Source organism: Ramlibacter pinisoli (assembly GCF_009758015.1).
Lineage (GTDB): Bacteria > Pseudomonadota > Gammaproteobacteria > Burkholderiales > Burkholderiaceae_C > Ramlibacter > Ramlibacter pinisoli.
This window is the reverse complement of sequence record NZ_WSEL01000003.1, coordinates 280,628-294,179: the sequence shown is the minus strand read 5'-3', so window position 1 is coordinate 294,179 and position 13,552 is coordinate 280,628. Positions and strand designations below refer to the sequence as shown.

Genomic DNA, 13,552 nt, shown 5'->3' with positions numbered 1-13,552 from the left:
GCCTCGGGAACGAGGGTAGCGAGGCGTCGCGGCTGCAGGCGCAACCGTTCGCAACGAATGGCCGAGCCTGCGGCCCGACCGTTACAGGCCGCGCTGCGGCCCGCGGCTAGAGCACTTCGCTGGCGAAGTCGGCGAGCCGCGAGCGTTCGCCGCGCGCGAGGGTGATGTGCCCGCTGTGCGGCCAGCCCTTGAACTTGTCGACCGCGAAGGTCAGGCCCGAGGAGCCCTCGGTGAGGTAGGGCGTGTCGATCTGCGCGAGGTTGCCCATGCAGATGATCTTGGTGCCCGGGCCGGCCCGCGTGATCAGCGTCTTCATCTGCTTGGGCGTGAGGTTCTGCGCCTCGTCGATGATGACGTACTTGTTCAGGAAGGTTCGCCCGCGCATGAAGTTCATGCTCTTGATCTTGATCTTGCTGCGGATCAGCTCGTTGGTGGCGGCGCGGCCCCACTCACCGGCGCCGCTGTCGGTCTTGCCGAGCACTTCGAGGTTGTCGTCGAGCGCGCCCATCCAGGGGCCCATCTTCTCCTCCTCGGTGCCGGGCAGGAAGCCGATGTCCTCGCCCACGCTGACCGTGGCCCGGGTCATGATGATTTCCGTGTAGCGGCGGTCGTCCAGCACCTGCGTCAGGCCGGCAGCCAGGGCCATCAGCGTCTTGCCCGTTCCGGCCGTTCCGGTGAGGGTGACGAAGTCCACCTCCGGGTCCATCAGCAGGTTCATCGCGAAGTTCTGCTCGCGATTGCGGGTGGTGACGCCCCACACGGCGTTCTTCAGGTGGCCGTAGTCCTTCAGGGTGCGCAGCACCGCGGTCTTGCCGCGGATCTCGGTCACCCGCGCGTACAGGCTCGGCTCGCCGGGAGCCTCGAAGTACACGAACTGATTGATCATCAGGCTGGGGACGATGGGCCCGGTGACGCGGTAGTACGTCAACTGCCCGCTCTGCCAGCTCTCGACCGTCTTGCCGTGCTTGGCCCAGAAGTCGGCGGGCAGCGCCAGCGCGCCGGAGTACATCAGCTCCAGGTCGTCCAGCGTCTTGTCGTTGCGGTAGTCGTCGGTCGCCAGGCCGAGCGCGCGCGCCTTGACGCGCATGTTGATGTCCTTGGACACCAGCACGACGTCGCGCGGGGCGTGTTGCTCGCGCAGCGCCTGCACCACGCCCAGGATCTGGTTGTCGGCCTTGCCCTGGGGCAGGCTGGGCGGCAGGTGGTTGGCCAGCGACTGGGTCTGGAAGAGCAGGCAGCCACCGGCTTCGGGGTGACCGGTGGTGTTGAGCTTGAGGCCGGCGCCGATGTCGGCACCCTGTGCGCCGGCCAGCGCATCCAGCGACCGGCTGGCCTGGCGGGCATTGCGGGCGACTTCGGTGGTGCCCTTCTTGTGCCCGTCGAGCTCCTCGAGCACGATCATCGGCAGGTAGATGTCGTGTTCCTCGAACCGGAACAGGCTCATCGGGTCGTGCATGAGCACGTTCGTGTCCAGCACGAAGAGCTTGGTAGGCCCGTTGGCGCGGGTCTTCTTGATGCGCGGCGCCGGCTCGGCAACCGGCGGGCTCTTGCGGGCGGCCGAGCGCTGCACCGGACGCTCGACAACGGCGGGTGCCTCGTCCAGGAAGGCCGCGGGATGCGCGGCCTCGCCACCGACGCGGGGGTCGAAATCCTCGAGCTGCGGCCGCTCAGCCAGCGGGTTGTCCGCTCCGGGAGCCTCCGATTTTCGTGCCGCCTTGTGCGAGGACCGGGCCGGGGCGTCGTAGGCCTCGACCGGGAGCAGGGCGGCGCGCTTCGTGGGGGCGGGGGGCAACGGCATAGGGCAGGGGGGTCCCGAAAGCAGGGGTCAGAAAACGAAAAAGCCGCCTGGCGAAGCCGGCGGCTTGTTCTGCGGATGCAGTGATGACGCTGGGCGTCAGGATCAACGGCATGAATTCACTATACACGACGGCACCGAGGCCACCATGACGGACCACCCGCCGTTGCTACCAAACGTCACCCTCTGTCAGGCAGCCTTTTTCAGCAGCTTCACGGCCTTGAGGACCTCGTCGACGTGGCCCGGCACTTTCAGGCCGCGCCACTCCTGCTTGAGCACGCCGTCGGCGCCGACCAGGAAGGTGCTGCGCTCGATGCCCTTGACCTTCTTGCCATACATGATCTTGTTCTTGACCACCCCGAACATGTGGCAGAGCTTCTCTTCCGTGTCGGCGATCAGCTCGAAGGGCAGCTCGAGCTTGGCCTTGAAGTCATCGTGCGACTTCATGTTGTCGCGCGAGACCCCGAACACCGTGGCGCCCGCCTTCACGAAGTCCTTGTACTTGTCGCGGAACTGCATCGCTTCGGTGGTGCAGCCCGGGGTGTTGTCCTTCGGATAGAAGTACAACACCAGGATCTGGCCGACGTGGGAGGTATTGCTGACCTTGAGGCCGCCCGTGGCGTTCGCTTCGAATTCGGGAAGGGGCTTGTTGACAACGATCGCCATGGGATTTTTTGCTCGTGTGACAGGGGTTGCTCGTTGCTGCGCCCGGACGCGCGCGACCGGGCTGCAACAGCCGATTTTACCTGAAACGACCCTGACGCGCCCTCCTCAGCCGTCAGCCTCCAGTAGGAGGGCCGCGGCGACGTGCCGGCCCTCCTGCGCCAGGATGTTGTAGGTGCGGCAGGCCGCAGCCGTGTCCATGGTCTCGAGGCCGATCCCGCGCGCCACCAGCGGTGCCAGCCAGGCCGGCCGCGGAAAGCGGATGCGCGAACCGCTGCCGAAGATGACCACTTCCGGCTGCAGCTCGGCCAGGCGGGCGAAGTGATCGGGGCCGAGGTCGTCGAAGGCTGCCGCGCCCCAATCGATCCGCTCGCCGCGCGAGCCGACGACCACGCTGTGGGTGATGCGGTCGGTGTTGATGCCGACCCAGCCGGGGCCATAGCCGGTGATGGCCTGCACGTCGAACTGGTCGGGCTGCAGCTTCATGCGGAACGGGGTGAGGAGTGGAGGGCCGAGCCGGGCGGTGGCCCAGCGGAACTATGGTCAAATTATAGGTTTTCACCCTTGACGACGCCGCTGCAGGAGAGGCTTTGAAAAACGTCCAGAAATCCGCCAAGCTCGCCAACGTCCTCTATGACATCCGCGGGCCCATCATGGACGCAGCCCGGCAGATGGAAGAGGAAGGGCACAAGATCATCAAGCTGAACATCGGCAACCTCGCCGTGTTCGGGTTCGATGCCCCCGAGGAAATCCAGCAGGACATGATCCGCAACCTGGGCAATTCCGCCGGGTACTCGGACAGCAAGGGCATCTTCGCCGCCCGCAAGGCGGTGATGCACTACACCCAGCAGCAGGGCATCCACGGCGTCACGCTGGACGACATCTACCTCGGCAACGGGGCCAGCGAACTCATCGCGATGGCCACCAATGCGCTGCTGGACGACGGCGACGAACTGCTGCTGCCCTCGCCCGACTACCCCTTGTGGACCGCCGCCACCAGTCTTTCCGGGGGCACGCCGGTGCACTACCGGTGCGACGAGGCGAACGGCTGGATGCCCGACCTGGAGGACATCCGCCGCCGCATCACGCCGCGCACCAAGGGCATCGTCGTCATCAACCCCAACAACCCGACCGGGGCGCTCTATTCCGACGAACTGCTGCGCGCCATCGTCGCGGTGGCGCGCGAGCACGGCCTGGTGATCCTGGCCGACGAGGTCTACGACAAGGTGCTCTACGACGACGTGAAGCACACGGCCATCGGCAGCCTGTCCGAGGACGTCCTCACGCTCACCTTCAACTCGCTGTCCAAGAGCTACCGCTCGTGCGGCTACCGCGCCGGCTGGCTGGTGGTGTCGGGCGACAAGCGCGCCGCCAGCGACTACATCGAGGGCCTGACCATGCTCTCGAACATGCGCCTGTGCGCCAACGTGCCCGGCCAGTACGCCATCCAGACCGCCCTGGGCGGCTACCAGAGCATCAACGACCTGGTGTGCGCCGGAGGCCGGCTGCGCCGCCAGCGCGACCTGGCCTACGAACTGATCACCGCCATCCCGGGGGTCACCTGCGTCAAGCCCAGGGCCGCCCTGTACATGTTCGCGCGGCTCGACCCCAAGATCTATCCCATCGCCGACGACCGCCAGTTCTTCCTCGAACTGCTGCAGGAAACCCGCGTGATGCTGGTGCAGGGCTCGGGCTTCAACTATCCCGACAACCAGCATTTCCGCATCGTGTTCCTGCCGCACGAGGACGACCTGCGGGAGGCCGTCGGCCGCATCGCACGATTCCTAGACAACTACCGCAAGCGTCATAGTTCATGAGCCTCCACGCTCCTATATTCGTGTCCCCGCTCCCGTCCAAGGGGGCTTCTGCCAGCCGCAAGGCGGCTCGTCGGGAGGCGTGATGAAACCCATCCAGGTCGGCCTGCTGGGCATCGGCACCGTCGGCAGCGGCGTGTTCAACGTCCTGCAGCGCAATCGCGAGGAAATCCAGCGCCGCGCCGGCCGCGCCATCGAGATCGCCATGGTGGCCGACCTCGACGTCGACCGCGCCCGTTCCGTGGCCGGCGACGCCGTGCGCGTCGTGAAGGACGCGCGCGAGGTCATCGCCGATCCCGAGATCGACATCGTGGTCGAGCTGATCGGCGGCTACGGCATCGCCCGCCAGCTGGTGATGGAGGCCATCGCGGCCGGCAAGCACGTGGTCACCGCCAACAAGGCGCTGCTGGCCGTGCACGGCACCGAGATCTTCGCCGCCGCCCACCAGCGCGGCGTGATGGTGGCGTTCGAGGCGGCGGTCGCCGGTGGCATCCCCATCATCAAGGCGCTGCGCGAGGGGCTGACCGCCAACCGCATCCAGTGGATCGCCGGCATCATCAACGGCACCACCAACTTCATCCTGTCGGAGATGCGGGACAAGGGTCTCGACTTCGACGCCGTGCTGAAGGAGGCGCAGCGCCTGGGCTACGCCGAGGCCGACCCCACCTTCGACATCGAGGGTGTCGACGCCGCGCACAAGGCGACCATCATGAGCGCCATCGCGTTCGGCATCCCGGTGCAGTTCGACAAGGCCTATGTCGAAGGCATCACGCAACTGGGCGCGCAGGACATCCGCTATGCCGAGCAGCTGGGCTACCGCATCAAGCTGCTGGGCATCACCAAGCGCGTGCCCGCCGGCATCGAGCTGCGCGTGCATCCCAGCCTGGTGCCGGCCAGGCGCCTCATCGCCAACGTCGAGGGCGCGATGAATGCGGTGGTGGTGCAGGCCGACGCCGTGGGCACGACCCTGTACTACGGCAAGGGCGCGGGCAGTGAGCCCACGGCCAGCGCCGTCATCGCCGACCTGGTGGACATCACGCGCCTGCACACGGCCGATGCGGCGCACCGCGTCCCGCACCTGGCGTTCCAGCCCGACCAGATGAGCGACCAGCCGGTGCTGCCCATGGCGGAGGTGGTCACCAGCTACTACCTGCGCCTGCGGGTGGCCGACGAGGCCGGCGTGCTGGCGAAGGTCACCGGCCTGCTGGCCTCGGCCGGCATCTCCATCGACGCCATCCTGCAGCGCGAGGCGGGCGAGGGCGAGCGGCACACCGACCTCATCATCCTGACCCACGACACGCGCGAGGGCACGATGAACGAAGCCATCGCGCAGATGCAGGCCCTGCCCACCGTCATCGCGCCCATCGTGCGCATCCGCAAGGAAGAACTCGCCTAGTCCATGCTGTACCTGTCGACGCGCGGTCACCTCGATCGCAAGCGCTTCTGCGAGATCCTGCTGGAGGGCCTGGCGCCCGACGGCGGGCTGTACCTGCCCGAGCGCTACCCGCAGGTGGATGCCGCCACGCTCGCGCGCTGGCGCGGCCTGGCCTACCACGAGCTGGCGTTCGAGATCCTGTCGCTCTACATCGACGACATCCCGGCCGCCGACCTGCGCGCCCTGTGCGCGAAGACGTATACCGGGCAGGTGTTCGGCAGCGCGGCGATCGTTCCCCTCAAGAAGCTCGAGGACGGCCTGTTCCTCGAGGCCCTGTCCAACGGTCCGACGCTGGCCTTCAAGGACATGGCCATGCAGCTGCTGGGCAACCTGTTCGAGTACGAGCTGGGCCGGCGCGGCGAGTCGCTCAACATCCTGGGCGCCACCTCGGGCGACACCGGCAGCGCCGCCGAGCACGCCATGCGCGGCAAGCGCGGCATCCGGGTGTTCATGACGTCGCCGCACGGGCGCATGAGCCCGTTCCAGCAGGCCCAGATGTTCAGCCTGCAGGACGCGAACATCCACAACCTCGCGATCCAGGGCGTCTTCGACGATTGCCAGGACATCGTCAAGGCCGTCAGCAACGACCTCGATTTCAAGCGCAAGTACCGCATCGGCACGGTCAACTCGATCAACTGGGCGCGCCTGGTGGCGCAGGTGGTGTACTACTTCGCCGGCTACTTCCAGGCGACGACCGAGAACGGGCAGAGAGTCAGCTTCGCTGTCCCCTCGGGCAATTTCGGCAACATCTGCGCCGGCCACGTCGCGCGCATGATGGGCCTGCCGATCGAGACGCTGGTGCTCGCCACCAACGAGAACGACGTGCTCGACGAGTTCTTCCGCACCGGCGTGTACCGGGTGCGGTCCGGCGCCGACACGCACGAGACCTCCAGTCCGTCGATGGACATCAGCAAGGCCAGCAACTTCGAACGCTTCGTGTTCGACCTGCTGGGGCGCGACGCAGCCCGCACGCGGCAGCTGTTCCAGGACGAGCTCGGCCGGTCGGGCCGCTTCGACCTCTCGGCCGATCCTGCTTTCGCCCAGGCCGCCACCCGGTTCGGGTTCCGCAGCGGCAAGAGCACCCACGCCGACCGGCTGGCGACCATCCGAGAGACCTGGCAGCGGCTGCACGTCATGGTCGACACCCACACGGCCGACGGCCTGAAGGTGGCCCGTCACCTGGCGCAGCCCGGCGTGCCGATGGTGGTGCTCGAGACGGCGTTGCCGGTGAAGTTCGCCGCCACCATCGTGGAGGCCCTGGGGCGCCAGCCCGACCGCCCGGCCCGCTTCGAGGGCATCGAGACGCTGCCCAAGCGTGTCACCGTCCTGCCGGCCGACGTGGCCCAGGTCAAGTCCTACATCACGGCGCACTGCGCCTGAGGATCCCATCCGCATGAAGGTCGTCGGATTCGCCGGCTACTCCGGCTCGGGCAAGACGACGCTGATCGAGCGCGTCATCCCCGCCCTGAAGGCGCGCGGCCAGCGCGTCTCGGTGGTCAAGCACGCCCACCACAGCTTCGACATCGACCACCCGGGCAAGGACACGTTCCGCCACCGGGAGGCGGGCGCGTTCGAGGTCGTCGTCGCCTCCAGCAAGCGGCTGGCCCTGATCCGCGAGTTCGAGCAACCGGCGCAACTCTCGGTGCACCACCTCATCGCCGAGCTGTACGACGGCGTGGACTGGGTGCTGGTCGAGGGCTTCAAGCAGAGCAACCTGCTCAAGATCGAGGTCTGGCGGGCCCAGGAAGGAGCGCAGGTGCGCTACCCCGACGATGACTTCATCGTCGCCATCGCCACCGACCAGGCGTCCCTCCCGCAGGAGACCATGCGACCCGTGCTGGACGTCAACGATGCCGATGCGGTGGCCGGATGGCTGACCGACAATGCGGATCGGTTCGTCTACCACCCGGAGTTCTACACGTGAACTCGCGCCCGCCGCTGCGATCGCTCGACGATGCCCTGGCCGACCTGCTGGGCCGGGTGCAGCCGCTTGCGGGCACGGAAGCCGTCGCCACCTTCGACGCCGACGGGCGTGTCCTGGCCGAGGACCTCGTGGCTGCGCTGCAGGTGCCGCCGCAGGACAACAGCTCGATGGACGGCTATGCGGTGCGGCGCGCCGAGATCGCCGACGAAGGCGTGTCGCTGCCGGTCAGCCAGCGCATCCCCGCGGGGCAGGCTGCCCAGCCCCTGCAGCCGGGGACGGTAGCGCGCATCTTCACCGGCGCCCCCGTGCCCGCCGGCGCCGACGCCATCGTCATGCAGGAAGACACCGAGGCGGCTGGTGGAGACACGGTGCGCATCCTGCGTGTCCCGGAAGCCGGCCAGTGGATCCGCCGCAGCGGCGAAGACGTCCTGCGCGGCTCGGTGGTGCTGCAGCGCGGCCACCGGCTCGATCCTGCGGCCTGCGGCCTTGCGGCCGGGATCGGCCGTGACCGCCTGCAGGTCGCGCGGCGGCCGCGGGTTGCGCTGTTCTCCACCGGCGACGAACTGGTGATGCCGGGCAGCGTCCCGCCGGAGCAGATGCGGCCCGGCGCCATCTACAACTCGAACCGCTTCTTCCTGCGCCAGCTGCTGGCGCGCTGCGGCTGCGAAGTGACCGACCTGGGCATCGTGCCCGACCGCCGCGACGCCACCATCGCCGCCCTGCGCGACGCGGCCGGCGGCCACGACCTGATCCTCACCAGCGGAGGCGTGTCGGTCGGCGAGGAGGACCACGTCAAGCCTGCGGTGCAGGAGCTGGGGTCGCTCGACCTCTGGCAGATCGCGATGAAGCCTGGCAAGCCGTTCTCGCACGGCCGGGTGGCCGACGCGCACTTCATCGGCCTGCCCGGCAATCCGGTCTCCAGCTTCGTCACCTTCCTGCTGCTGGTGCGACCGTTCCTGCTGCGCCTGCAGGGGGCGACCGTGCTGCAGCCGCAGCCGATGCAGGTCCCCGTGCACTTCGACTGGCAGCGTCCCGACAAGCGGCGCGAGTTCCTGCGCGTGCGACGCAATGCGGCCGGCGGGCTGGAACTGTTCCCGAACCAAAGCTCCGGCGTGCTCACGTCCACCGTCTGGGCCGACGGGCTGGCCGACGTGCCGGCCGGCCGGACCCTCGCGCACGGCGACCCGGTGCGGTTCCTGTCCCTCGCGGAGCTGCTGGCATGAAGGTGCGCCTGCGCTATTTCGCGTCGGTGCGCGAGTCCGTCGGCCGTGGCGCCGAGGAGCGCGACACAGCCGCCAGCACCCTCAGCGGCCTGCGCCGCGAACTGGTCGCCCTGGGCGCGCCCTACGCCGAGGCACTGGCCACCGGCCGGGCGGTCCGCATGGCGCTCGACCAGGTCATGGCCGACGAGGGCACCGCCCTGCGCGAGGGCTGCGAGGTCGCGTTCTTTCCGCCGGTGACCGGAGGCTGATCATGGCCCTGCCGCGCGTGAGCATTCAGTCCGCCGATTTCGACGCCGGGCAGGAGATGGCCCGCTTGCGCGAGGCCGATCACCGGGTCGGCGCGGTGTGCAGCTTCGTGGGCACCGTGCGCGCTGCCGGCAAGCCGGGCGAGTCCGAGGTGCTGGACATGGAGCTCGAGCACTATCCCGGCATGACCGAGAAGGCCATCGAGGCCATGGTCGACGAGGCGCACCGACGCTTCGACATCTTCGCGGCCCGGGTGGTGCACCGTGTCGGCCTGTTGCGGCCGGGCGAGCAGATCGTCCTGGTGGCCGTGACCTCGGCCCATCGCGGGCAGAGTTTCCAGGCCTGCGAGTTCCTGATGGACTACCTCAAGACCCAGGCCCCGTTCTGGAAGAAGGAGCGCACGGCCCAGGGCGAGCGTTGGGTCGATGCCCGCGTCAGCGACGATGCGGCGCTGGCCCGCTGGGGCATTGCGGCCGGCAACGCCGGCTGATCACGCGGCGAGGTCGTCCGGGCGCACGAACGCTGCCCGGGCCTGGTCTTCCAGCTCACCGGTCAGCAACTGCAGCAGCCCGAGCAACTGCTCCTGCTGGGCGCGGTCGAGCGGCGCCATCAGGCGTCGATAGGCCCGTTCGGCCGGGCGCTGCGCCTCGGCCAGCAAGGCCGCGCCGGCGTCGGTGAGCACCACCGAGACATTGCGCTTGCCCTCGGCGGCCTGGCGGTCGACCAGCCCCCGGGCCTCGAGCCCGCGCAGCACCCGCAGCACGGTGACCTTGTCGAAGCCGAGCGCGCGCGCCAGGCTCGACTGCCCCATGCCGGGCCTGGCCTGCAGGACCGTCAGCACCCCGAACTGGGCCGGCGTCAGCTGGACGGGGCGGCATTCCTCCTCGAACACCGCCGCCGAGATCTGGTGTGCGCGGCGCAGCAGGAACCCCGGACGCGCATAGAGGCGCGAGAGGCTCGTCGGCGGGTTCCTGGTCGTGCTGTTGGGTGCGGCCACGGCGTGGGGGGACAGGATGTGGGGGACGGGATGTCGGTGAATGGCGTGGATTGTGCCCTGCCGAGCCCCGTTCCCTGCCGGTTGACCCGCCACGATGACAGGAACCGCTGCGTGCCGCGCAACGACGGGCGGCTCAGTTGAGGTAGCGGGGCCGGGCATCGGCCGCGTCGGCCGTCTCGCCCTCAAGGGGGGGAACCACTGTGCCGGCAAACCCCTCGCGCCACTGTGCATTCGCAAGGGCCTGGTCGAGCAGGTACATCAGTCCCTGGGTCAGCTTGGGATCGAGTTCGACCTGGAAGCCGCGCGGCTTGGCGCCGCCGCTCACTGCGGCCCTCTCGTTGAAACCCAGGCGCAGGCGCCCGTTGGGTAGGGGCGAGGCGTCGACGTCCGTGACCAGCAGAGGTTCGGCGCCGAGCGGCAGGTTGGGCTTGTCTTCGTAGGGCGTCTGGAAGTCGGCCCGCTGCAGCAGTTCTTCCTTGCGGAACTCGGCCAGCATGCGGCGCAGTTCCTCGTCGGCGCGCTCCAGCTCGGTGCCGGCGGCCTCCATCTTCAGGACCTGGTCGGTCTGCAGCTTCGTGAGCAAGGGCCACAGGCCCAGCATCAGCCGGCGGGTGAGCCACAGGCGCATCTCGTCACCACCGGTGCTGTTCACGCGCAGCAGCACACGGTCCTGTTCGGCCTGGTAGGTCACGGACAGCTGGTGGATCTGCATCGGTGCCATTCTAGTCAGCCCATCCACGGCCGAGAGGAGGGAGTTTGACCCTTGAAAAGCTGGGGCCAAGGCGCAAGCTGTGAGGCCATCGGAGATCCACGCCCCATGCGACTCGACAAACTCACCACCAAGTTCCAGGAGGCCCTGGGCGAGGCCCAGAGCCTGGCACTGGCCAACGATCACCAGTACATCGAGCCCGAGCACCTGCTCGTGGCCATGCTGCGCCAGGAGGATGGCCCGCGTGCGCTGCTGCAGCGTGCCGGCGTCAACGTCGCCGGCCTGCAGGCCGCCGCCGAAGGCGCCATGCACAAGCGGCCCCAGGTCTCGGGCCAGGAGCAGGTGCAGGTCGGCCGTGAGCTGGTCGCGCTGCTGCAGGCGGCCGAGAAGGAAGCCCACAAGCGTGGCGACGAGTACATCGCCAGCGAACTGGTGTTGCTGGCGCTGGCCGAGAGCAAGCAGGACATCGGCCGCATCGCACGCGAGAACGGCCTGTCGCGCAAGGCGCTCGAAGCCGCCGTGGACGCCGTCCGCGGGGGCCGGAAGGTCGACAGTGCCGAGTCCGAGGGCAACCGCGACGCGCTCAAGAAGTACTGCCTCGACCTCACCGAGCGCGCCCGCCTGGGCAAGCTCGATCCCGTCATCGGCCGCGACGAGGAAATCCGCCGCGCCATCCAGGTGCTGCAGCGGCGCACCAAGAACAACCCGGTGCTGATCGGCGAGCCCGGCGTCGGCAAGACCGCCATCGTCGAGGGCCTGGCGCAACGCATCGTCGCGGGCGAGGTGCCCGAGTCCCTGAAGAACAAGCGGGTGCTGTCGCTCGACATGGCGGCCCTTCTCGCGGGCGCGAAGTTCCGCGGCGAGTTCGAGGAGCGCCTGAAGAACGTGCTGAACGAGCTGGCCAAGGACGAGGGCCAGACCATCGTGTTCATCGACGAACTGCACACCATGGTGGGTGCCGGCAAGGCCGAGGGCGCCATGGACGCGGGCAACATGCTCAAGCCGGCGCTGGCGCGCGGCGAACTGCATTGCGTCGGCGCCACCACGCTGGACGAGTACCGCAAGTACATCGAGAAGGACGCCGCACTGGAGCGCCGGTTCCAGAAGATCCTGGTCGGCGAGCCGACGGTGGAGGCCACCATCGCCATCCTGCGCGGCCTGCAGGAGAAGTACGAAGCCCACCACGGGGTCGACATCACCGACCCGGCCATCGTCGCGGCCGCAGAGCTGTCGCACCGCTACATCACCGACCGGTTCCTGCCGGACAAGGCCATCGACCTGATCGACGAGGCCGCCTCCAAGATCAAGATCGAGATCGACTCCAAGCCGGAGGCCATCGACCGCCTCGACCGCCGCCTGATCCAGCTGCAGATCGAGCGCGAGGCGATGAAGAAGGAGACCGACGAGTCATCCCAGAAGCGCCTTGGCCTGATCGAGGACGAGATCGGCAAGCTCCGCAAGGAGATCGCCGACCTGGAGGACATCTGGAAGGCGGAGAAAGCCGCCGCGCAGGGCAGCGCCCAGATCCGCGAGGAGATGGACCGGGTCAAGTTCCAGATCGAGGAGTTCAAGCGCAAGGCCGACTTCAACAAGGTCGCCGAACTGCAGTACGGCAAGCTCCCCGAACTGGAGCGCAAGCTGAAGGAAGCGCAGGATGCCGAGGCCGGTAAGGCCAAGGCGGGCAAGGCGCAGCTGCTGCGCACCCAGGTCGGCGCCGAGGAGATCGCCGAGGTCGTGGCGCGTGCCACCGGCATCCCCGTGTCCAAGCTGATGCAGGGCGAGCGCGAGAAGCTGCTGCAGATGGAAGGCAAGCTGCACCAGCGCGTGATCGGCCAGGACGAGGCGATCAGCGCCGTGGCCAACGCCATCCGTCGCTCGCGGTCCGGCCTGGCCGACCCGAACCGGCCCACCGGCTCGTTCCTGTTCCTCGGGCCCACCGGGGTGGGCAAGACCGAGCTGTGCAAGGCGCTGGCGACCTTCCTGTTCGACAGCGAGGAACACCTCGTCCGCATCGACATGAGCGAGTTCATGGAGAAGCACTCGGTGGCCCGCCTGATCGGCGCGCCACCCGGCTACGTGGGCTACGAGGAGGGCGGCTACCTGACGGAGGCGGTGCGGCGCAAGCCGTACAGCGTGATCCTGCTCGACGAGATCGAGAAGGCGCACCACGACGTCTTCAACGTGCTGCTGCAGGTGCTTGACGACGGCCGCCTCACCGACGGCCAGGGCCGCACGGTGGACTTCAAGAACACCGTGATCGTGATGACCAGCAACATCGGCTCGCACATGATCCAGGCGATGGTGGGCAAGCCGTACGAGGACGTGAAGGAGGCGGTCTGGGACGAGTTGAAGAACCACTTCCGGCCCGAGTTCCTGAACCGCATCGACGAGACGGTGGTGTTCCACGGCCTCGACGCCAAGCACATCGCCGACATCGGCCGCATCCAGCTGCAGGTGCTGGAGCAGCGGCTGGCGAAGATGGACCTGACGTTGCAGGTGTCGACGGCGGCCCTGGAGGAACTGGCCAAGGTGGGGTTCGATCCGCTGTTCGGGGCCCGGCCGCTCAAGCGCGCCATCCAGCAGCGCATCGAGAACCCGCTGTCGCGGCTGATCCTGGAGGGCCGGTTCCCGCCCAAGAGCGTGATCCCGGTCGAGGTGGATCCGGTGCGCGAGCCTGGCGTGTTCCATTTCGGCCCGGTGACAGCCGAAGGCGAGCCCGAGCCAGCCACCGCCTGACGCGGGTGGG

The 13,552-nt window shown here is 68.3% G+C and carries 13 protein-coding genes; 8 read left to right on the top strand and 5 right to left on the bottom strand.

Features of this window, described 5'->3' with window-relative positions; all coding sequences use genetic code 11:
- Positions 1-106: 106 nt before the first annotated feature.
- From GON04_RS02570 to GON04_RS02560, 3 genes are all read right to left on the bottom strand, one after another.
- The gene (locus tag GON04_RS02570) at positions 107-1,798 is read right to left on the bottom strand and encodes a PhoH family protein (protein ID WP_157396440.1); all 1,692 of its coding nucleotides are present in this window, start codon (positions 1,796-1,798) and stop codon (positions 107-109) included.
- A 186-nt stretch (positions 1,799-1,984) separates the two neighbouring features.
- Positions 1,985-2,461 (bottom strand): peroxiredoxin, encoded by a 477-nt coding sequence (locus GON04_RS02565; protein ID WP_157396439.1) that lies wholly within the window; start codon positions 2,459-2,461, stop codon positions 1,985-1,987.
- Positions 2,462-2,566: 105 nt separating this feature from the next.
- Complete coding sequence (locus GON04_RS02560) at positions 2,567-2,944, bottom strand: Mth938-like domain-containing protein (protein WP_157396438.1); 378 nt, start codon at positions 2,942-2,944, stop codon at positions 2,567-2,569.
- Positions 2,945-3,048: 104 nt separating this feature from the next.
- On the opposite strand from GON04_RS02560, the gene GON04_RS02555 reads away from it, so the two are divergent.
- The 7 genes from GON04_RS02555 to GON04_RS02525 all read left to right on the top strand — a co-directional run bounded on the left by GON04_RS02555 (position 3,049) and on the right by GON04_RS02525 (position 9,590).
- Positions 3,049-4,275 carry a pyridoxal phosphate-dependent aminotransferase gene (locus tag GON04_RS02555; protein WP_157396437.1) on the top strand — a complete coding sequence of 409 codons (1,227 nt, stop codon included), beginning with the start codon at positions 3,049-3,051 and terminating at the stop codon, positions 4,273-4,275.
- Positions 4,276-4,357: 82 nt separating this feature from the next.
- On the top strand, positions 4,358-5,668 hold the full coding sequence (locus tag GON04_RS02550) for a homoserine dehydrogenase (RefSeq protein WP_157396436.1): 1,311 nt from the start codon (positions 4,358-4,360) through the stop codon (positions 5,666-5,668).
- Between the two features lie 3 nt (positions 5,669-5,671).
- Positions 5,672-7,087, top strand: coding sequence for a threonine synthase (gene thrC / locus GON04_RS02545; protein WP_157396435.1), 1,416 nt, complete (start codon positions 5,672-5,674; stop codon positions 7,085-7,087).
- 13 nt (positions 7,088-7,100) lie between these two features.
- A complete protein-coding gene (mobB, locus tag GON04_RS02540) occupies positions 7,101-7,631 on the top strand; it encodes a molybdopterin-guanine dinucleotide biosynthesis protein B (RefSeq protein WP_157396434.1) in 531 nt (176 codons plus the stop codon).
- Positions 7,628-8,854, top strand: coding sequence for a molybdopterin molybdotransferase MoeA (locus tag GON04_RS02535; protein WP_370530035.1), 1,227 nt, complete (start codon positions 7,628-7,630; stop codon positions 8,852-8,854). The genes mobB and GON04_RS02535 overlap by 4 nt, the downstream gene beginning before the upstream one ends.
- A complete protein-coding gene (locus GON04_RS02530; protein ID WP_157396432.1) occupies positions 8,851-9,102 on the top strand; it encodes a MoaD/ThiS family protein in 252 nt (83 codons plus the stop codon). Before GON04_RS02535 ends, GON04_RS02530 begins: the two co-directional genes overlap by 4 nt.
- A gap of 2 nt (positions 9,103-9,104) precedes the next feature.
- The gene (locus GON04_RS02525; protein WP_157396431.1) at positions 9,105-9,590 is read left to right on the top strand and encodes a molybdenum cofactor biosynthesis protein MoaE; all 486 of its coding nucleotides are present in this window, start codon (positions 9,105-9,107) and stop codon (positions 9,588-9,590) included.
- On the opposite strand, the gene GON04_RS26685 is transcribed toward GON04_RS02525, so the two are convergent.
- Entirely contained in the window at positions 9,591-10,097 is a 507-nt protein-coding gene (locus GON04_RS26685; RefSeq protein WP_338050872.1) for a MarR family winged helix-turn-helix transcriptional regulator, read from the bottom strand.
- 133 nt (positions 10,098-10,230) lie between these two features.
- Entirely contained in the window at positions 10,231-10,809 is a 579-nt protein-coding gene (locus tag GON04_RS02515; protein ID WP_157396429.1) for a hypothetical protein, read from the bottom strand.
- Positions 10,810-10,914: 105 nt separating this feature from the next.
- Between GON04_RS02515 and clpB the strand changes: the two genes are divergently transcribed.
- The gene (gene clpB / locus GON04_RS02510; protein WP_157396428.1) at positions 10,915-13,542 is read left to right on the top strand and encodes an ATP-dependent chaperone ClpB; all 2,628 of its coding nucleotides are present in this window, start codon (positions 10,915-10,917) and stop codon (positions 13,540-13,542) included.
- The last annotated feature ends 10 nt before the right edge of the window (positions 13,543-13,552 follow it).